The sequence below is a fragment of the Chitinophaga sp. genome, assembly GCF_039596135.1.
GTDB lineage: Bacteria > Bacteroidota > Bacteroidia > Chitinophagales > Chitinophagaceae > Chitinophaga.
The window spans coordinates 1-19248 of record NZ_JBCNKH010000062.1 but is presented as its reverse complement, the minus strand read 5'-3'; the positions used below and the strand labels follow the sequence as shown (position 1 = coordinate 19248).

19 protein-coding genes are annotated in these 19248 nt (G+C 46.0%); 13 read left to right on the top strand and 6 right to left on the bottom strand.

The window, feature by feature from the left end:
* The first annotated feature begins 1 nt into the window (after window position 1).
* The 3 genes from ABDW16_RS25075 (at window position 2) to ABDW16_RS25065 (ending at window position 4946) form a co-directional block, all read left to right on the top strand.
* Window positions 2–1807 carry a RagB/SusD family nutrient uptake outer membrane protein gene (locus ABDW16_RS25075; protein ID WP_343673586.1) on the top strand — a complete coding sequence of 602 codons (1806 nt, stop codon included), beginning with the start codon at window positions 2–4 and terminating at the stop codon, window positions 1805–1807.
* The gene (locus tag ABDW16_RS25070) at window positions 1807–3345 is read left to right on the top strand and encodes an arabinan endo-1,5-alpha-L-arabinosidase (RefSeq protein ID WP_343673585.1); all 1539 of its coding nucleotides are present in this window, start codon (window positions 1807–1809) and stop codon (window positions 3343–3345) included. Before ABDW16_RS25075 ends, ABDW16_RS25070 begins: the two co-directional genes overlap by 1 nt.
* A 110-nt stretch (window positions 3346–3455) precedes the next feature.
* Window positions 3456–4946 (top strand): MFS transporter, encoded by a 1491-nt coding sequence (locus ABDW16_RS25065; protein ID WP_343673584.1) that lies wholly within the window; start codon window positions 3456–3458, stop codon window positions 4944–4946.
* Window positions 4947–4980: 34 nt separating this feature from the next.
* Here ABDW16_RS25065 and ABDW16_RS25060 read toward each other — a convergent pair whose 3' ends face one another.
* Window positions 4981–5154 carry a hypothetical protein gene (locus tag ABDW16_RS25060; protein WP_343673582.1) on the bottom strand — a complete coding sequence of 58 codons (174 nt, stop codon included), beginning with the start codon at window positions 5152–5154 and terminating at the stop codon, window positions 4981–4983.
* 178 nt (window positions 5155–5332) lie between these two features.
* Here ABDW16_RS25060 and ABDW16_RS25055 point away from each other — a divergent pair, with 178 nt between their 5' ends.
* Entirely contained in the window at window positions 5333–5854 is a 522-nt protein-coding gene (locus tag ABDW16_RS25055; protein WP_343673580.1) for a hypothetical protein, read from the top strand.
* 1 nt (window position 5855) lies between these two features.
* The gene (locus ABDW16_RS25050) at window positions 5856–6080 is read left to right on the top strand and encodes a hypothetical protein (RefSeq protein WP_343673578.1); all 225 of its coding nucleotides are present in this window, start codon (window positions 5856–5858) and stop codon (window positions 6078–6080) included.
* Here ABDW16_RS25050 and ABDW16_RS25045 read toward each other — a convergent pair.
* Window positions 6069–6848 carry a DNA-formamidopyrimidine glycosylase family protein gene (locus ABDW16_RS25045; RefSeq protein WP_343673576.1) on the bottom strand — a complete coding sequence of 260 codons (780 nt, stop codon included), beginning with the start codon at window positions 6846–6848 and terminating at the stop codon, window positions 6069–6071. The genes ABDW16_RS25050 and ABDW16_RS25045 overlap by 12 nt on opposite strands.
* A gap of 370 nt (window positions 6849–7218) precedes the next feature.
* Here ABDW16_RS25045 and ABDW16_RS25040 point away from each other — a divergent pair, with 370 nt between their 5' ends.
* The 5 genes from ABDW16_RS25040 to ABDW16_RS25020 are packed head-to-tail and all read left to right on the top strand — an operon-like array spanning window position 7219 to window position 12649.
* A complete protein-coding gene (locus tag ABDW16_RS25040) occupies window positions 7219–8247 on the top strand; it encodes a glycosyltransferase family 4 protein (RefSeq protein ID WP_343673575.1) in 1029 nt (342 codons plus the stop codon).
* 3 nt (window positions 8248–8250) lie between these two features.
* The gene (locus ABDW16_RS25035; RefSeq protein WP_343673573.1) at window positions 8251–9498 is read left to right on the top strand and encodes a glycosyltransferase family 1 protein; all 1248 of its coding nucleotides are present in this window, start codon (window positions 8251–8253) and stop codon (window positions 9496–9498) included.
* Window positions 9476–10066 carry an HAD family hydrolase gene (locus ABDW16_RS25030; RefSeq protein ID WP_343673572.1) on the top strand — a complete coding sequence of 197 codons (591 nt, stop codon included), beginning with the start codon at window positions 9476–9478 and terminating at the stop codon, window positions 10064–10066. Before ABDW16_RS25035 ends, ABDW16_RS25030 begins: the two co-directional genes overlap by 23 nt.
* Window positions 10035–11519, top strand: a complete 1485-nt coding sequence (gene rfaE2, locus ABDW16_RS25025) for a D-glycero-beta-D-manno-heptose 1-phosphate adenylyltransferase (protein ID WP_343673571.1) — start codon at window positions 10035–10037, stop codon at window positions 11517–11519. The genes ABDW16_RS25030 and rfaE2 overlap by 32 nt, the downstream gene beginning before the upstream one ends.
* Window positions 11516–12649: a glycosyltransferase family 9 protein gene (locus ABDW16_RS25020; RefSeq protein ID WP_343673570.1), complete on the top strand. Its 1134-nt coding sequence runs from the start codon at window positions 11516–11518 to the stop codon at window positions 12647–12649. Before rfaE2 ends, ABDW16_RS25020 begins: the two co-directional genes overlap by 4 nt.
* Here ABDW16_RS25020 and ABDW16_RS25015 read toward each other — a convergent pair.
* The 4 genes from ABDW16_RS25015 to ABDW16_RS25000 all read right to left on the bottom strand — a co-directional run bounded on the left by ABDW16_RS25015 (window position 12555) and on the right by ABDW16_RS25000 (window position 17183).
* Entirely contained in the window at window positions 12555–13562 is a 1008-nt protein-coding gene (locus tag ABDW16_RS25015; protein WP_343673568.1) for a glycosyltransferase family 9 protein, read from the bottom strand. The two genes, ABDW16_RS25020 and ABDW16_RS25015, sit on opposite strands and share 95 nt — an antisense overlap.
* An 11-nt stretch (window positions 13563–13573) precedes the next feature.
* Window positions 13574–14539, bottom strand: coding sequence for a glycosyltransferase (locus tag ABDW16_RS25010; protein WP_343673567.1), 966 nt, complete (start codon window positions 14537–14539; stop codon window positions 13574–13576).
* 7 nt (window positions 14540–14546) lie between these two features.
* Window positions 14547–16265 (bottom strand): carbamoyltransferase C-terminal domain-containing protein, encoded by a 1719-nt coding sequence (locus ABDW16_RS25005; RefSeq protein WP_343673566.1) that lies wholly within the window; start codon window positions 16263–16265, stop codon window positions 14547–14549.
* A gap of 135 nt (window positions 16266–16400) precedes the next feature.
* Window positions 16401–17183, bottom strand: a complete 783-nt coding sequence (locus tag ABDW16_RS25000) for a mechanosensitive ion channel family protein (RefSeq protein ID WP_343673565.1) — start codon at window positions 17181–17183, stop codon at window positions 16401–16403.
* Window positions 17184–17284: 101 nt separating this feature from the next.
* On the opposite strand from ABDW16_RS25000, the gene ABDW16_RS24995 reads away from it, so the two are divergent.
* The 3 genes from ABDW16_RS24995 to ABDW16_RS24985 all read left to right on the top strand — a co-directional run.
* The gene (locus ABDW16_RS24995) at window positions 17285–18310 is read left to right on the top strand and encodes an SDR family oxidoreductase (RefSeq protein ID WP_343673563.1); all 1026 of its coding nucleotides are present in this window, start codon (window positions 17285–17287) and stop codon (window positions 18308–18310) included.
* 1 nt (window position 18311) lies between these two features.
* Window positions 18312–18842: a flavin reductase family protein gene (locus tag ABDW16_RS24990; protein WP_343673561.1), complete on the top strand. Its 531-nt coding sequence runs from the start codon at window positions 18312–18314 to the stop codon at window positions 18840–18842.
* A gap of 107 nt (window positions 18843–18949) precedes the next feature.
* Window positions 18950–19248: serine hydrolase domain-containing protein (locus tag ABDW16_RS24985; protein WP_343673560.1), on the top strand; the 299-nt coding region annotated here is incomplete at its 3' end.

Here is a 19248-nt window from a genome sequence, read left to right as displayed (position 1 = left end):
TATGAAACGTATTATATATCTGGCAGCAACATTATTGGTGTTTAGTGGTTGCAGGAAGTACCTGGACAAGGAGTATGACGCTTCATTGTCAGAAGATAAAGTATTCGCTAATACGACACTGACCAAAGAATACCTGGCGAATGTGTACACTTACCTGCCTGATGGATTAGGTACATTCAGTGACCAGCAATACCTGAATGCGTCCCGCGATTGTATGACGGACAATGCCACCGCTTACTGGGGGCTGATCTACTATAACAAGATCCGTACAGATGCATATACCTCTTCCTCACATCCGCTGGCAAGTGGTTTTTGGACCAATAACTTTACCGGTATCCGCAAGTGTAATATCTTCCTGAACAAGATCAGCAGCAGTGTGATCACAGACAGGGAAGTATCCGGCGATGATAACCATCTATACACCCGTTACAAAGCAGAAGCACGTTTCCTCAGGGCACTGTATCACTTTGAACTGGTAGCATATTTTGGAGCAGCACCCATCCTGGATGGCACAGTGTTCAATGTAGGTGACGAAGAAATGCTTAACCTGAAAAGAGAAGATCCTGCGACCGTACTGGCATGGGTAGCGGCACAGTGTGATAGTATCAAAGATGTACTGCCATTTCGCTATGCAAGTCAGGGTAACTGGGGCCGTGTAAGTGGTGCTGCTGCATATGCACTCAAATCAAGAGCATTGCTCTACAGGGCCAGTGCGCTGAACAATGCAGAAAATAATTCCACATGGTGGACAGCAGCTGCGCAGGCTGCCAAAGACTTTATAGATGCCAATGCTGCTTCCAGCAACCCGCATAAGCTCTATACATTCAATGGCACCATTTCCAGCACTTCCATGCCTTCCAGTATTGTAAATGCATCAGCTGGCACACTGAATTACATGTATTGTTTCATCACACTTCCGTATGATAATGATGAGGTGATCCTGGGCCGCTCTATCTGGTCTACCTATGTCATAGATTTCAGTTTCTTGCCATTCGGTAGTTTCTCCGGTGCTTATGGCCGTACAAATCCTACACAGAACCTGGTAGATGCATATGAAACCATCAATGGTAAGGCGATAGAAGATGATGCAAGCTACAACGCACAGAACCCTTATGTGAACAGGGATCCCCGCCTGGAAGCCACGATCTTTCACCAGGGTTCTACCTGGGGCAGGCCGGACTATGGCGAAGAAGCAAGCGTAGACCTACATTACAATTCCGCTACCGACCTGGGTGTGGATTACAGGGGTTCTTCCGGTGGTACTTACACCGGTTACTATGTAAAAAAATATGTGAATCCCACCATCATCTTTAATAGTTCTTACCTCACCGCACAGTCACACAGCTGGTTGATTTACCGCTATGCCGAAATTCTGCTGAACTATGCAGAAGCACTGAACGAAGCGCAGGGCCCTACCGCCGAAGCATATGCCGCAGTGAATGCTGTTCGTGCCCGGGCAGGTATGCCCGCATTGGCAGGTTTGACACAGAGTCAGTTCCGCGACAGGATACGCAATGAAAGGCGGGTAGAGTTTGCCTTCGAAGACCAGCGCTTTTTCGATGTACGCCGCTGGAAACTATACTATGACCAGACCAGCAGTGGTGAAATGGGGTTAGCTTATCACAAACAAATTTATAACCTGTACGGTGTGAGCATTAAAATCTCCAATGGCTCTCCTGTATATACCTATGGTAAGAATTCCAGCATAGGCGATGTTAATTATACCACGCCTAAAAATAATCTTTTCCCGCTGCCATATTCAGAAGTTACAATGATTCCTTCACTTGGGCAAAACGCAGGATGGTAATGAGAAAATGTTTATTATGGGGATGGCCCCTTGTTTTATTATTATGCTGTAAGCGGGACGATGCGAATGGTGTAACGACGACTACACCTGCCGATGCAGATACCACTATCTATACGGCGCCTACGTACGCAGATGATTACAGCAGCATCTCCAGCTGGTCGGACAGGAGTAAGTGGAACCTCGCGAATGTACATGACCCTACTGTAGAGAAAAGTGGAGACTACTATTATATGTACAGTACAGATGCCTCTTATGGCAATGCGCACGATGGCCATGGACATTTCCTATATCGCCGCTCAAAAGACCTGGTCAACTGGGAATTCAGGGGCATGGCTATGACCGCGGTACCTGCATGGATCAAAGATACGCTCAATAACATGCGGGCAAGATCAGGACTCACCGCCATCTCCGACCCCGTACTCGGATTCTGGGCACCCGTAGTTCGTAAGGTCGGGACCAAATACAGGATGTACTACAGCGTGGTGGTAGATAATTATATTCAGTCCGGATTAGCTAATACAACAGCGAACTTCGACGGCTCATGGGTAGAACATGCTTTCATTGGCATGATGGAAACAGACTACCTGGCCAACAATCTCTGGACGGATAAGGGAATGGTGATCTGTTCTGTATCTGACAAAGGCACTGACTGGAGCCGTTCCAGTCTGAACGATTACAATGCCTATTTTAAATATAACGCCATCGATCCTTCCTATATCATTACACCTTCCGGTGAGCACTGGCTCATCTATGGTTCCTGGCATAGCGGCATCATGGCCTTGCAACTGGATGCGTCTACAGGTTTGCCATTGACGAAGTTTGACGTGAATGACAGCAATACATGGGGAACTCAGATTGCCACCCGCACCGCAGGCTCCCGCTGGCAGGCATCAGAGGGGCCTGAAGTGGTGTATAATGCAGAGACCGGGTATTACTATCTCTTCACTGCTTACGATGAGCTGTCTGTAGCATACAATACCCGTGTAGCCCGTTCCAGGAGCATTACCGGTCCCTATGAAGATTTCAGGCTGATCACACATCCTTATAAATTCAATGATCACTCCGGATGGGTAGGCTTTAGTCACTGTGGTATCTTCCAGGATGGAAATGATTGGTACTATACCTCGCAGGCAAGACTGCCGGCCAATACTAACGGAAACCCATATAGCAATGCGATCATGATGGGGCATGTAAGGCATATCCGCTGGACGGCTGATGGCTGGCCGGTAGTAATGCCGGAAAGATATGCGGCCGTGCCACAGGATACCATTGCAGAAGCAGACCTGGTGGGTACCTGGCAGCATATTACACTCAAGTACCAATACCAGGTACAGCAGGCAGCGCAGACCCTCACATTGAATGCTGACCACAGTGCTACAGGCGCACTGACCGGCACCTGGAGTTATGACGCTGTCAATAAACGCCTCACAATTGGCAGTGTCACCGTGGAAGTAGAGCGTGGGCTTGACTGGGAAGCCAGTCTCCGCAAAACAACTATTGTGTACGCTGGTTCAGGTTCATGGGGTAAGAAAAACTAGTGGAGATCCTCCCGCCATAAATTGCTGACTTATACACCCCCGCTTATGCGAGGGTGTATCATTTTAAACTGGTGTGGTTTGTGTGGTTATGCAGCAAAAGCACTAAACGTATGTGGCTGCGACCCAAACCCACATTGACCCGGAATGATGTACACCAGGGATTGCGCATGGTAATAGCCGATGGTTTGGCTGCAGAGGCAATGACGACGCTCACAGGTGGGGCTTTTCTCACAGCCATGGCCTTGCTGATGGGTGCTTCCAATTTATTAATTGGTACCATCAGTGCACTGCCTGCATTCACGAATATCTTCCAGTTATTATCTATCTGGCTGGTACGTCGTTTTAATAATCGCAGGCTCATCTGCGTGATTTGTTCCCTGTTGGCACGTGTGAGTTTATTAGTCATTGGTGCCAGTATACTTGTAGCAGAAAAGTCATTGACTACAATGATCGTCTTTCTCTTCTTTTATTATTTTTTTGGTTCCATTGCCGGTCCCAGCTGGAATGCATGGATGAAAGACCTGGTACCCGAGAACTCACTTGGTACTTACTTCGCAAAAAGAACCAGTTACCTGCAAATGTTGAATGTAGTACTCAGCCTGTTTTGCGCAGGGTTGATAGATGTGATCCGTACCCGGCGTGTGGCATTCGAACTCGATACCTATGCCCTCATGTTTGTAGCAGCAGGTGTATTCGGCATAATAGGCGCCGTCTTCCTGGCCAGAACACCGGAGCAGCAATCTTATCTGAGCAAAGAGAATATGTTTAAACTCTTCAGCTACCCATTGAAGGATCGGAACTTTGTGCATATGCTGATCTTTCATTCATCGTGGACATTTGCATTGAATTTAGCCACACCGTTCTTTACAGTATATATGATGAAGGGATTGGGTTTATCCATCTCTTATGTGATAGGATTGAGTGTGATCAGCCTGTTATGTAATGTGTTTTCAGTGAGGATCTGGGGCATTTTTTCTGACAGGTATAGTAATAAAACCATACTCGCCCTTGCCACCCCCTTGTATGTAGCATGTGTGATAGCGTGGTGTTTTGTAGGTATCTGGTCACAACTATGGCCTAACCTTATATTGCTGCTGGGTATTCACATTTTCACGGGGTTGTCCCTATCAGGGATCAATTTAGCACTGGTGAATATCGGTCTCAAGCTGGCACCAAAAGAATATGCGATCGTCTACCTGTCTACACAAAACATGGTTACTGCAGTGTTTTCTTCTGTGTCTCCGCTGGTGGGTGGTGTACTGGCAGATTATTTTACAAACCGAACATTAAAGATAGATGCTTTATGGACGGGACCGCATACAAACAAATTATTTCACCTCATCAATCTGAATGAATGGACATTTTTATTCCTGATCAGTGCGGTGCTATTGTTTATAGCAGTAGAGTTATTGGTGCAGGTCACGGAGACCGGAGAGGTGGATAAAGAGATGGCGAAACGTGTAATGAAGAGTAGTATTAAGAATAACCTGAGAGATTATTTCCTGATAGGAACGATGATTACGCTGCATGAGCAGCTGTGGGGTATATTGCGGAAAGTACAGCAAAAGAGAAGCGCAAAAAAAACAGGCAGTGTCGTATGATACTGCCTGCCTGATTGTCAATTAATATCCACTGTTATTTAAGTGGTTTGTTCTGCGGTTGGAGATTGTTGTTACCTGTTTTGTTCGTATCCGCAGTTTTTCTTTCATTTTTATCACCTTCCTGCATTCTTCTGCGTCTCTGATCATCAAAGGCCTTTTGCCTGTTTTGTTGGTCCTGGGAAGGATGTTGATCATTTGACTTTTTCATAAGATGAAGTTTTAGTGAACAAAAGTTGTAGCACAAATAGGAGGCCAGAAACCTACATGGTGGCGGTTTCATCAGCTTCTGCCTGTGAGTTATTTCCCCGCTTGCCGGATCGAAAGCCACCTATCACTGTGCATCTGGCATGGCCTTATTATTGTTGCTTAAAAAGAAAACGAATGTTATGGCAAACAAGACAAAAAGAACAACCGATATCCAGGATTCAAAGCATGATCAGGAACGTATGAAAGGAGAAAATACAGTAATAGATCTGCCTGAGGTAAAAGATATACCGGGCCAGGAAAATGTGCAACCATTACCTGATGATACCGGCACAGTACCTACCCCGGCATCTGATGATGAAGAAGGCTATCGCAATCTGAATGGCAGTCCGGACGATGTGATAGAAACAGACGATGAGCGACTGATCACCGACGAAAACAGTAATGTATCCCGCCAGGAAAGACAAGACCTGTACGATAGCGCCAATATAACACCTGGCGATGAAGGTGCGCGCGACCTGAAACGCGCCCAATTGAATAATGCAGATGATGAAGGTGAATTGCTGGAAGAAAAAACCGGCCATTTATCTGGCGCAGACCTGGATGTACCCGGTAGCGAACTGGATGATGAAAACGAAGAAAAGGGCGCAGAAGATGAAGAAAATAATCCTTACAGTGTAGGTGGTGACCGTAATGAATTATAATATGAAACATACATCTCTTGACAAAGAAAAGGTACAGGTAGATTTCACTTCCATGAATCTACCGGCACCGGTTCTCAACTTTCGTCCTGAAGTATATACAGATGGCGAATGGTATTACTGTGTATTAGGGGCGGGTACTGAGCATTCTATCTTTGGCGAAGGCGATACAGTGGAAGCCGCATTATTGAATTGGGAAAAAGCCTATCATGATCGCTCAGGTAAATAACTGCTGCTCTTCAGTATAATACGTTTTGCGGGAACCCACCTTATGCTTTTGGATGGCATAGCCACCGGGGCTCTCGTTCTTTCTTGCATGGTGCACCTTCATAAAATCCCTGTATTCCCCACTGATAAGATGCTTGTCATGCTTGAGAATTTGTTTGATACCATCCTTCAGTACTTTTTTAATACTGCTGGCCAGCACCTTCAGCTGCGCGGGCGGAATCCTGTTCGCAATAGAAAATGGAGAAATGCGTGCCTGGTATAAAATCTCATCTGTGTATGCATTGCCCAGGCCACGGATCAGATCCTGGTTCATCAATACTTCCTTTATAGCCTTTTTAGAAGAGGCGAATGTCTCTTGCAGAAATTTCGCATTCACTTGTGCAGACATGGCATCTGGTACCTCACTCTCTTCCGGGTTTAGGGTCACCATCGCCTGCCCCTGAAAGTCAGTCATAGCCAACCCGCCGCCATCCGTGAATTGCAATGCGATGATCGTCCATTTCGGATATTCTTTTCCTTCAAACAATGCTGGCTCACCATGCAGCATCAGGTGCCATCCCAGTTTGTTATTATTACTGAATGCAAGTCGTAGCTGCTTCCCTTCTCTATAGATCTCCGTGAGTGTTTGTTTTTCAATCTGCTTCTTCAGTGTCGCAACCGTGGTCTTTAATTTTTTGGGGTAGGGTACTTCCAGTTTCTTTACCACTTTCCCCTGCAGCATTTTTGTGAGGTTCATACTGAACACTTCGAGGTCTGGTATTTCAGGCATAACAACAAAGATTTTATTCACGGTTAAAATTAATATATCATAAGCAGCTTATCAAATACAACTACTGATTATGCAATGCGTTTCAGGCGATCTGTGCTATTAGAACACTTGTTCCCATCGTTCCTACAATTGGGGAACAACTTTCTCAGATCCCGCTCAAACCCCCGCCCACTGCGAGACACTTTCAATCGGAACAAACACACGGTGACAGTGCATTTCCTTATCCACTGGGTACGATTGGTTTGCTTCTTGTTAATATGAGTTAAAGGCACTAAGTACTATCAGACGAACATTCCACCTGCATGCATGGCTGTAATCTATCAATAACGCGATAAATATTCACTCACTATAAAATCAAATTTCTGCTTGTATGATGACCCGGGTTGGTACTGAAACCAGATTGAAAATCTTTACATGGCATATTCATGGTAGCTATTTGTATTATTTGTCACAGGGGAACTATGATATATATATCCCGGTAAATGATGAGCGTACACCCGGTTATTATGGTCGTGGGAGAACATTTTCTTATGGAAGTAATGTAATTGAAATTCCTGCTGATATGGTGAAGAATTATGACTTTGACGTCATCATGTATCAGTCAGTAAAGAACTATCTCGTAGATCAATACGAGATTCTGACACCTGCACAACGCAGGCTCCCCAGGATCTATCTGGAGCACAATACTCCGCTCAAAAGCCCGTTTGGCACCCGCCATACGGTAAATGACCGTCGTATCTGCCTCGTGCATGTTACACACTATAATAAACTGATGTGGGATAACAACCGTACGCCTGTCACCGTGATAGAACATGGGGTCACTGATTCAGATATCCCTTATACAGGTGAACTGGACAAAGGTGTGACTATCATTAACCACCTGCCACAAAGAGGCCGTGCACTGGGCTGGGACGTATTCCAGCAGGTGACTAAACACGTACCTGTAGACCTGGCAGGCATGGGCAATGAGCCAGTAGGAGTGGGCGAAGTGCTGCACCCCCAATTGCCTGCTTTCAGAGGTAAGTACCGTTACTTCTTTCACCCGGTACGGCATACCAGCTTAGGCCTGGCAGTATGCGAAGCCATGATGCAGGGACTACCTGTCATAGGTCTCGCTACCACAGAGCTGGTCACCGTGATTGAAAATGGTGTGAATGGTTTTATTCACACCGATCTGGATTTCCTGATTGATAAAATGAAATTGCTGATGAATGATCCCGAGCTGGCTGCACAAATAGGGAAAGCAGCGAGGGAGACCGCTCTCAGACGCTTTAATATAGATCGCTTTACGGCTGATTGGGAAAATTTATTCCATGCTGTCTGCAGCAACCTACCCGGACAGCCTTTCAATGTAGACAACCGCAGCGCGAATGTAAGCGGAAAAGAAAAAATTATGTAGCATATGAAGAAGAGGATTGCATTTATCAGTGAGCATGCTTCCCCATTGGTGACCCCGGGAAGCGTGGATGCCGGCGGACAGAATGTATATGTGGGCGAACTGGCAAAACAGTTATCCCGCATGGGATATGCGATAGACGTATTTACACGTCGTGAAAATTCCAGCCTTCCCCGCGTAACAGAGTGGATGGAAGAGGTCAGGATCATCCAGGTAGACGCAGGCCCTGCAAGTGTCATACCCAAAGAAGAATTGCTGCCTTACATGGCAGCATTCCGGGAAGATATGATCAGCTTCATGGAAGAGGAACAAATCAGTTATCATCTCATTCACGCTAACTTCTTTATGTCTGCCCTGGTTGCTATGGAGCTGAAGCAATTGCTGGGTATTCCTTTCGTAGTCACCTTTCACGCATTGGGACATGTACGTAAAATTTACCAGGGTAGCCAGGATCGTTTCCCCCCGGAGCGTATCGACATAGAATCGGCAGTCATCTTACAGGCTGGTCAGGTCATTGCTGAGTGCCCGCAGGACAAGGAAGACCTGGTCAATTATTACCAGGCGCCTGTGAATAAGATTACCATTATTCCGTGCGGTGTAAACCTGGATGAAGTGTATGCTGTGGACAAAGCGAAAGCACGGGAACTCCTTCATCTGCCGGCTCACGAAAAGATCATTTTGCAACTGGGCAGAATGGTGCCCCGCAAAGGTGTGGACAATGTAATCATGGCTTTGACTTATTTAAGAGATGTTAAACTCATCATAGTAGGTAGTAATGTGCCTGCATCATCAGCAAAAGCAGACCCCGAGCTGGAACGGTTGCGCACCTTAGCAAAGGAACTGAAAGTAGATGAACAGATCATCTTTGCTGGTCAGCGCGACAGGCATGAATTAAAGCATTATTACTCTGCTGCCGATATATTTATCACTACACCCTGGTACGAACCATTTGGTATCACTCCATTGGAAGCCATGGCCTGTGGCACCCCAGTGATAGGCAGTGAGGTAGGTGGTATTAAATACAGTGTGGCCGATGGCAGAACAGGATTGCTGGTACCGCCAAAAGATCCTGTTGCTTTGGCAGCGGCTATCGTTAAACTATTGCGCGATGATAACATGAGGCGGGAAATGGGCAGCAATGCTATCAAACGAATTCATGCTCTTTTCACATGGGAGTGCGTAGCACGCAAAATGAAATACCTGTACCAGCAGGTGATCAATGAAGCATACTATGAGAAAAGCCATATTTATTGATAAAGATGGTACGCTGATTCAGGATGTACCTTACAACGTGGATCCTGATCAGATCGTGCTGGAACAACATGCAGGCAGGGCAATGCAGCTTTTTAGCGAACAGGGATTCATGCTGGTAGTGATTACCAACCAGTCTGGTATTGCAAGAGGATATTTCAAAGAAGAACAGTTGGCAGGCGTACAGCAAAAGATCAATGCATTGTTGCGTGCATATAATGTGCGACTCGATGGATTCTTCTATTGTCCACATCACCCGCAGGGCACCATAAGGCCCTATGCAGTTGACTGTAGTTGTAGAAAGCCCCGTTCCGGTATGCTAAAAGCCGCTGCTGAAAAGTTAAATATAGATCTTACAAATTCGTGGATGATAGGCGACATCCTCCATGACGTAGAAGCCGGCAATCAGGCAGGATGTCGCTCATTACTGGTAAACAACGGGCATGAAACGGAGTGGACAATCACTCCGCAGCGCAGGCCCGTCTATATTGCCAGCAATCTGCTGGATGCCGCACAATTTATTATTAAAGTTAACGGACATGACGCATCAATTTCATTCACTGGTCAATAACCTGCATCAACCTGCTGTTTTGGTAATAGGAGATTTAATACTGGATACTTACCTGAGAGGTGCCAGCACGAGGTTAACCCCCGAAGCACCCGTACCAGTCGTAGACATTACTTCTCATACATGCGTGCCCGGTGGCGCCGCCAATACGGCAATTAATCTGAGGTACCTGGGTGCCGATGTCACCTTTGCGGGGATAGTAGGGGAGGATACTGCCGGAAAAGAAGCACAGGCATTACTGGCAAAAGAAGGCATTCACACATTCCTCATTAGTTGCAACAGCCGGAATACAATAGTGAAAACCCGCGTAATAGCAGGCAGCCAGTTGCTCACCCGTTATGATGAGGGCACTGAAACACCGGTACCGGACGGTTGTGAGGAGAAGCTTATTGCCTTCCTGGAAAATACATTTGATAATTATGATGCAATCGTGATCGCTGATTATAATAAAGGGGTAATTACACCACCTATCATTGCTGCACTGGAAAGACTGAATCCGGATAATAATAAATTCATTGCTGTAGATGCAAAACGGCTGGACCTGTACCGGTCATTACGCCCATCACTGGTAAAACCTAACTACCATGAGGTCATGCAGCTGCTGCAATTGCCGGAAACAAACAGTTATCGTGCGGAACAATTGCGGGATATGGGTAGTGCTATTCACCGGATTACCGGGGCACGGGTAGTAGCATTGACACTGGATGCAGCCGGAGCCCTGATCTTTAAAGATGGTGAAACCGTTTGCCATACACCGGCATACCCGGTATCTGAGGTAAATGTGTCAGGTGCCGGCGATACTTATATCAGCGCATTTACCATGTCCTGTTTATCAGGTATGGACCTGCGCGATGCTTCGGAGATGGCTGCAGCAGCAGCTGCAATCGTGATCAGTAAAGCAGATACGGCTTACTGTGCCAAAGGAGAGCTGATGGCATTCTTCTCCATGCATCATAAGTACCTGGATAGTGTCAGTCAGCTCAAAGAAGTATGCGCAGTATACAGAGCACAGGGTAAACGTATTGTATTTACCAACGGTTGTTTTGACATCCTGCACAGTGGGCATGTGAATTACCTGACCCGTGCACGTGAACTGGGTGATGTTCTGATTGTGGGTATCAATAACGATGAGAGTATCAAACGACTGAAAGGTAGTACAAGACCTATCAATCAACTGCAGGACAGGATGGAAGTACTGGGTGGCTTAGGCGCTGTTAATCATATTATTCCCTTTGGTAACCCCGGTGATGATACACCGATTGAACTGATCAGGGCCATAGCGCCTGATGTATTTACCAAAGGGGGCGATTATACCCGCGAAGGATTGCCCGAAGCGGAAGTGGTAGAAGAATTAGGCGGTATAGTTACTATCCTGCCTGTTGTACCTGACAGATCTACTACATCACTGATTCGTCGTATCCATACAACTCCTGTTTTAAAAGTAGCACAAGGATGAAAGAAAGCAATACCCCTCACCGGCAATGGGCTGGTTGCAAACGCATATTAGTCGTAAGACCTGATAACATGGGCGACCTGCTCATGAGCACACCTGCTATCAGGGCATTGAAGCAGACATTTGAATGTGAGATTACTGTATTGACATCTTCGAGAGGTGCATTGATTGCAGGGAGCATTCCTGAAATAGACGATACGATTATCTTCGATGCACCCTGGGTAAAAACGGAATCAGCAGATAATCTCAACGACATCGTCATCCTGTTAAAGAATAAAGCATTTGATGGTGCTGTAATTTTCACTGTTTACAGTCAGAATCCGCTGCCTTCTGCATTGCTCGTTTACCAGGCAGGTATTCCTTTACGCCTGGCTTATTGCAGGGAAAACCCTTATGGTTTGCTTACGCAGTGGGAGCCGGATAAGGAACCTTATGAATACATCCGTCACCAGGTAAGGCGCGATCTTGATCTCGTGGGCAGTATTGGTGCCCATACGGCTGATGAGCAATTAAAGCTGGAGGTAGATGAATCCTTATGGTCGCAGGTTCAATCAAAGATAGCGGCAACCGGGCTGGATCTGGAAAAGCCATGGATCATTCTGCATCCGGACGTATCTGAAGAAAGACGTTTGTATCCTGTAGCCGAATGGGCTGCGGCAGTAGAAAAATTATCAGCAACTTTGAATTGCCAGTTTTTGCTTACAGGGCTTCATCCCAATGAAGAAATGATCCAGGCATTGGAGAACTATCCTGTTTATTCACTGACAGGGCAGTTAGATATATTAGAACTCATCACACTAGTCAGGCATGCACGCCTGGTGATCGCTGTCAATACAGGCATCATTCATATTGCCGCAGCAACCGGTACAGCTGTTTTAGTTATCTATGCACTCACTAATCCGCAGCATACACCATGGAATGTGCATAGCAAAGTATTATATTTCGATATACCGGAAAAGCTGCGGAGCAGAAATGAAGTGGTCCGATATGCCTATCATATCTTTGCACAAAAAATGCTGCCCCCGGCTACGCCTGAATCTATAGCAATATCGGCCGCCGCGCTGTTTGAGCAAGCAGATGGTCACCCCAGTTCTGTACATGTTCATAATGCTGCTCTTTTGTCCAATCAATAGTATAATGCAATTGCTTGTCCAATGGTCCCCAGCGTTCCGGTTCTCCATCCATACTGATCACAATGCTGGGCGTTTTTAAAGCAGCTGCAATGTGCGAGATCCCTGTACAATTAGAAAACAGGGCACGTGCATGTTTAACCAACACCGCCAGGCTTCCTAATGTGGTAATACCAGCAGTATTAAGTGCAGTATACTGCATGCGTTCCGCCACATCCATGGTGAGGGGAATTTCTTCCTTCGTTCCCGTCAATACAATCTGCCAGCCCAACGATGCAAAATGATCTGCCAGTGAGGCAAAGAGTTCTGGTGGCCATTGCCGCCAGCTTCCCCTGGAACCGGGATGTATACAAATGTATTCTCCAGGTGTTAAAGGCAGTTGCAATTGTTCAAACTCATCTTTATCCTGCGCTGTAATCGGAAATTCAAGTTCCTTTCCCTGTGCAGGAATACCCAGATGCTGCATCAATAACAAATGTCTTTCAATCTCATTCACATGCTCCGGGTATTCCAGGAACAGCGCCGGATCAGGACAATAATCTTCCCTGCGCCAGTAGCCTGCGGTATAACGGCCATTCAATAACGCCACCATAGGATTCACGATGGAACCATTTCCCTGCATTTGTAATACAAGATCAAACTGTTCTTCCTGCATGGCTTTGAGAAAGGCAGGAAAGGCGGTAATTGAAGGCGCCTGCTCCGGCAGGCCCGGGTATCCCGGAAACAGTACAAAAGCGTCAAAATAGCCGGGAAAACGGGTTAATAAAGAGACTTCCCACGGTAGTCCCAGCAGGGTGATATGTGCATCAGGAAATACCGTTCTCAATGCACGGATTGCCGGAATAGCACACAACATATCGCCCAGTTGCAATGCCCTGAAAATGGCAATTTTCTGAATGTTTTCTGCGAAGTTCATAAGCACATATATTAAAGGAAAAATACCTTGTACCGCCACGCGCCGTACAGACTCCAATAGATAGCTACAAATGGAATAGCCACAGATGTGATGATCATTTCTACAACATGGCTTCTCCGGTGCGTTGTGTCTGCCAGCCGCTTAGAAATAAATATGCCCAGCACCACCAGCCAGCACAGCATACAAAGGGTAACCAACACCATCCATCCTGCTGCAAAACAAACAGCTGCCAGTAGTATCATTGCGATCATCGCATAGTAATTCCACGCCGGCCGGCGTTGTATTTTTCGCCGGTACATGTCGGGGAATTTTTTATACAATAGTGCATTGTACATGTTCTTCTTTTGCTCTTTGATGCTTACCCCCCATTCTGCTTTACGTACAGGATGTACCACTACGGCATCCGGTATTTTGACCACGGGCACCTTCAAAGCCAGCAGCCTGAATTCCAGGTCACTGTCTTCTCTCCATGCGATGGAAAATCTTTCGTCAAAACCATGTAGTGCTGCCAGTGCTACTTTAGCAACGGCACAGTTGGCCGTTACAAAATCGGCGGTAGCTAACCGGGCTGTATTGCGCTCATAGTCAGTCGGATCTTTTGAAACAGGCACCACCACCTTGCCGGTAAATGCCATAGCCTGGTGTCCATCCCAGGCATTCAAAAAACTGCTGAGCCAGCGACTGTCAGGTAGTGTATCGTCATCTGTAAAGGCGATGAGTGGCGCTACTGCTGCTTTCCAGCCTTTGTTGCGGGCAGCTGCCGGCCCTTTCTTCCTGTTCAGGGGAATGTATCGCAGGTCCAGCCGCCGCTTCTGGTACCAGGTATCCATTACCTTACGGGTAGCTACATCCGGGCCATCACTCACCACGATCACTTCAAATTCGTCTTTGTCCAGATCCTGCCCCGACAATGCTTCCAGGCATGCCGATAATAAATGGGGACGCCGGTACGTCGGGATAACAACTGATATTTTCATGACGGGCTTATTTTTCAACTAAAAATGATCCGATTACCAATGCATCAAAGGGGGAGGACCAGAAGCATTCAATAGCATCGCGTGGTGTGCATACAATGGGTTTCCCCAAAGTATTAAACGAGGTGTTGATTAACACAGGCACACCTGTTCTCCTGTAAAATGCTTCCAGCAGGTCGTAGTACTTTTCGTGCTGTTCTCTGTTCACAGTCTGTATTCTCGCTGTTCCATCTACATGAGTCACCGCAGGAATCATACCTTTTTTTTCTTCCAGCACATCATATACGAACAACATGAAGGGGGAATAGTCTGCACCTTGAAACCATTCACTGGCCTTGTCTTCCATAACCACCGGGGCTACAGGGCGAAAATCTTCCCTGTCTTTTACCTCGTTGAGCCTGGCCTGCATAGAAGCATGCAGCGGTGAAGCTAATATAGAGCGGCTCCCCAATGCGCGTGGCCCAAATTCCATCCGGCCCTGGAACCACCCGATAATTTTATCGTGAATCAAAAGGTCAGTTGTTTCTTCTGCTATGTTCGCCATTTTTCGGTAAGGCGTTTTTGTCCACTTCAGGAAAGATTCAATTTCATCATCACCATATTCAGGCCCCCAGTAGGCATGGTCCATTTTGAAATCCTTGCGGGTGCTCCTGCGTTCGGTAGCATCTACCCACAGAGCGGCACCCAGGGCAGTACCGGCATCACCAGCAGCAGGCTGTACCCATATGTTTTTATACAAACCGGCATCTCTCAGTTTAGCATTCAGTACACAATTGAGTGCTACACCACCGGCAAAGCACAGGTTGTCCGCACCGGTTTCATTTTTCAGCCAGCTGGCCAGTTCCAGTACAGACTCCTGCAAAACCTGTTGCAGGGAATGTGCGATATTGAAATGATGATCGGTGAAAGGTGCTCCTTTCTTACGTGCAGGCCCCAGCAATTCCACCATATAATCGTCGTTAATAGTATAAATACCATGGTCGCTCATGTTGATCATGGACCGGAATGCATGGGAGAACGCTGGCTTACCATAAGAAGCCAAAGCCATTACCTTGTATTCGTCAGAAGAATGGAGGAAGCCCAGGTGAGAAGTTACTTTTTCATATAGCAATCCTAATGAATGGGGCATATCTACCTGGCTGATTCTGCGCAGGTCGTTGCCGCTGCCTATACTAAAAGTGGTAGTTGCTTTTTCTCCACGGCCATCTACAGTAAGCACCGCAGCTTCCAGGTAAGGAGAAGGAAGAAAAGCACTGCTGGCATGACTGAGGTGATGTTCAATAAAATGCCAGCGATCCCTGGCAATGCCTGCATCTCTGAATCTTTCCTGCAGGTGATGTGGAAAACCATCAGTCAGCTGCCCGGGCGCGTTGATAATAGAAGAAAGAAACAGGGGATCCCACGGTGATAACCATTTCTCGGGCATTAGTCTTTCGGCAGGGTCCAATGGTAATTCTACCTTTTGCTGGATCACGTCGTCAGGATCCATCAGCAGGTAAGGATCGAATGAATAAGCAATATGATCTACCTCACGTAAATGGATATCAGCTGCCTTCAGGCAATAATCGATGGCGTGAAATGGTAATTCATATGCAGAAAAGGGAATTGGTCTTTTCCCGTGTTTAACATGAGTAAAGCGTTCGTCTTCTGCGGCTGCCAGTAGTTGGCCGTCTTTTAGAATACAGGCAGCGGAATCGTGAAAGGCTGCATTAATGCCCAGCGTGTACATAAGCAATAGTTTTTTTGTGTCACCGATAGCGTCACAAATACCTTGCAGAATGCAAAAAGCACAGCCATGCTGTGCTTTAACTGTTCAGTATCATTTATAGTTTGCGAGTTATTTACCCATACGCAGCACGATTGCCTACATGCCCGGCAGTTTTATACCATTGTCGCGCAATGTATGGATCACCCTGGCGTTTAAATCAAATTTAGTTTCATCAAATTCTTCCTGTGTTGTCCATGCATAGATCATGATATGCCATCCATCTGGTTCGAGGTTCGAAACAATGACTTCCGGTTTTGGATTATTGTGCACATTAGGCGTTTCTGCTGTTACTTTCAATAAGAGTGGTTTTACCTGATCTGGTGGATAGGCGTAACTGAGTTTCAGATCTATTTCAATGCGGCGGGTTTCAGTGCTGCTATGATTGATGATGACCTCATTTGATAGCTTGGAGTTGGGGATAATCACCGCCCTGTTGTCAGTAGTAATAATAATTGTATTGAATAACTGAATAGAACTCACAATCCCTGTTTGACCTTGTGCCATAATGGTATCGCCTGCCTTATAAGGTTTCAGCAGTAATATGATGATGCCACTTGTAAAGTTTTGCAAAGTGCCGGAGAGTGCCAGACCTGCGGCTACACCAATAGATCCTACCAAAGCTGCGAAGATGGTCATGCGAATATCCAGGAACTGCATGACTGCCAATAATAAAAATACCTGTAATACAGTAGTGATAAGACCAGTAAGGAATGGACGCAGGGTGGTATCTTCCCGGTGTTTCATTAAGGATTTCAGCAGCAATTTCTTAACCACATGAATAGCCCATTGTCCTGCTATTAAAATACACAATGCAAGTGCTATTCTGGGTCCATAGAGAACGAGCCAATGATAAGCGTTCTCAAGTATTTTATCCATCATAATCAAACCATTTTTGTACTATTTTTTATATGAAATATCATACCAGTCTAAGCAATCACGTGGCCTCATCTTTGTATTTAAATATGCATAAAAACTAAGTTATGGAACCCGTTAATGTAGAGAATAGAAACAAGTACGCGCTAATAACAGGCGCCACCAGCGGGATTGGATTTGAACTGGCCAAATGCTTTGCAAAAGATAGTTACAACCTGATCCTGGTAGCACGTAATGAAGAGCGTCTGAATGAGGTAACAAACAAGTTAAAGGAAGAATTCTCAATAGAGGTCACACCTATTGCGAAGAATTTATTTGCACCTGAGTCTGCAGAAGAAATTTATGAACAGACAAAGAAAATGGGTATTACTGTAGATGTATTGGTCAATGATGCCGGGCAGGGTGAATGGGGCCCATTCGTAGATACCAGCCTGGAGCGTGACCTGGATATCATCCATCTGAATATAATTGGCCTGCTGTCGCTCACAAAGTTGTTCCTGCGTGAAATGGTGCGCCGCAATGAAGGGAAGATTCTGCAGGTAGGGTCAGAGTCGGGAACTACGCCAACGCCGTTGCTGTCAGTGTATGCCGCCACCAAAGCATTTGTATTGTCATTCAGTGCTGCACTGGCAGAGGAGCTGCGCGATACAAATGTTACCGTTACCGTTTTATTGCCAGGTGCAACGGATACGGACTTTTTCCACAAAGCAGGGCAGGAAGATACGATCACTTACAGGGAATCAGAACTGGCTTCGCCCGAGGAAGTGGCAAAGGATGGATATGAAGCGCTGATGAAAGGTGAACGCAAGATTGTATCCGGTAATAAGACTAAATTACATGTGTGGATGAATGACATTTTCGGTTCGAAGATGGCTGCTTCGAATGCCCGTAAACTGAATGAGCCGAGTCATAATACTGCCGGCGAAAAGCTGCCGGAACACGAGGCATCGTTAAATGAGCGGGAGTATATTACCCAGCATAGTGGGGAACGGGATGGTGACCTGATTACAGGTCGTAAATATAAAGACCGGCCGGACCCGAATGAACCTGTGCTCACAAAAGAAAATTTACCTGATGCGACCAATGAGTCTACTGGTGAAATAGGTTCTGGCAAAAGACAAGATTCAAACTAATATGAAAAAAGATTTCCCCGTAGAAGATGTAAGACGGTTTTTAGAACCAACACCAACAGTGCTTGTTACTTCTGCCCATAAGGGTAAGCAAAATATAATGACCATGGGATGGTACACTGTAATGGAATTTGTACCATCCCTGGTTGGTTGTATGATTACAGGTAGTAACTACAGTTTCGACCTGATTAATAAAAGTGGTGAATGTGTCATCAATATTCCTACAGCAGCTATTGCTAAAAAAGTAGTGGCTGTGGGCAACTGCTCCGGTGCAGATACAGACAAGTTTTCAGAAATAGGCTTTACCGCCGAACCGGCCAGTATAGTGAAAGCCCCGTTAATAAAGGAGTGTTTTGCCAGCTTTGAATGTAAGATCCATGACCGGAAGCTGGTTAATGCGTATAACTTTTTCATCTTTGAGGTAGTGAAAGCACATGTTGCTGCCAGACCCAAATATCCTGAAACAATTGCATATAGGGGGGATAGTCAGTTTGTACTTTCAGGAAAAAACATCCGCATTCATTCAGACAAGTAATAGATTTATCACCCTGGAAAAGTATTTCTTCCCGGGGGGAAATTCCCAAACGGCTTTTGCTTTCGGCAAAAGCTTTTTTCGTTTATTGGAAATCGTATCTTCATTCCATGAAAAACATATTTATATTCCTCCTGTTACCCTTTGCCATCCAGGCACAAACCAATTACCCATTAAAACTGGACGCTTACATGCGTGCCCAGGCCACGGTTGCCCATTTCAGTGGCAGCGTACTAGTTGCCCAAAAAGGCAAGGTCATTTACAGCAATGCTTTTGGCGAAGCTGACAGGGAATGGCATGTGAAAAACACGGTAGCCGGCAAATACCGCATCGGTTCCATTACCAAACAATTCACGGCTGCCTGTATTCTTCATTTGGAAGAACAAGGCAAATTGAGCCTGGATGACAA

Excerpts from the sequence above, each read along its gene's own strand:
- ABDW16_RS25005 (WP_343673566.1), bottom strand. The coding sequence starts at position 16,265 with ATGTACACGCTGGGCATTAATGCAGCCTTTCACGATTCCGCTGCCTGT.
- ABDW16_RS25070 (WP_343673585.1), top strand. The coding sequence starts at position 1,807 with ATGAGAAAATGTTTATTATGGGGATGGCCCCTTGTTTTATTATTATGC.
- rfaE2 (WP_343673571.1), top strand. The coding sequence starts at position 10,035 with ATGACGCATCAATTTCATTCACTGGTCAATAACCTGCATCAACCTGCT.
- ABDW16_RS24995 (WP_343673563.1), top strand. The coding sequence starts at position 17,285 with ATGGAACCCGTTAATGTAGAGAATAGAAACAAGTACGCGCTAATAACA.
- ABDW16_RS25015 (WP_343673568.1), bottom strand. The coding sequence starts at position 13,562 with ATGAACTTCGCAGAAAACATTCAGAAAATTGCCATTTTCAGGGCATTG.
- ABDW16_RS25020 (WP_343673570.1), top strand. The coding sequence starts at position 11,516 with ATGAAAGAAAGCAATACCCCTCACCGGCAATGGGCTGGTTGCAAACGC.
- ABDW16_RS25010 (WP_343673567.1), bottom strand. The coding sequence starts at position 14,539 with ATGAAAATATCAGTTGTTATCCCGACGTACCGGCGTCCCCATTTATTA.
- ABDW16_RS25060 (WP_343673582.1), bottom strand. The coding sequence starts at position 5,154 with ATGAAAAAGTCAAATGATCAACATCCTTCCCAGGACCAACAAAACAGG.
- ABDW16_RS24990 (WP_343673561.1), top strand. The coding sequence starts at position 18,312 with ATGAAAAAAGATTTCCCCGTAGAAGATGTAAGACGGTTTTTAGAACCA.
- ABDW16_RS25055 (WP_343673580.1), top strand. The coding sequence starts at position 5,333 with ATGGCAAACAAGACAAAAAGAACAACCGATATCCAGGATTCAAAGCAT.
- ABDW16_RS25050 (WP_343673578.1), top strand. The coding sequence starts at position 5,856 with ATGAAACATACATCTCTTGACAAAGAAAAGGTACAGGTAGATTTCACT.
- ABDW16_RS25040 (WP_343673575.1), top strand. The coding sequence starts at position 7,219 with ATGATGACCCGGGTTGGTACTGAAACCAGATTGAAAATCTTTACATGG.
- ABDW16_RS25000 (WP_343673565.1), bottom strand. The coding sequence starts at position 17,183 with ATGATGGATAAAATACTTGAGAACGCTTATCATTGGCTCGTTCTCTAT.
- ABDW16_RS25030 (WP_343673572.1), top strand. The coding sequence starts at position 9,476 with ATGAGAAAAGCCATATTTATTGATAAAGATGGTACGCTGATTCAGGAT.
- ABDW16_RS25065 (WP_343673584.1), top strand. The coding sequence starts at position 3,456 with ATGTGGCTGCGACCCAAACCCACATTGACCCGGAATGATGTACACCAG.
- ABDW16_RS25045 (WP_343673576.1), bottom strand. The coding sequence starts at position 6,848 with ATGCCTGAAATACCAGACCTCGAAGTGTTCAGTATGAACCTCACAAAA.
- ABDW16_RS25075 (WP_343673586.1), top strand. The coding sequence starts at position 2 with ATGAAACGTATTATATATCTGGCAGCAACATTATTGGTGTTTAGTGGT.
- ABDW16_RS25035 (WP_343673573.1), top strand. The coding sequence starts at position 8,251 with ATGAAGAAGAGGATTGCATTTATCAGTGAGCATGCTTCCCCATTGGTG.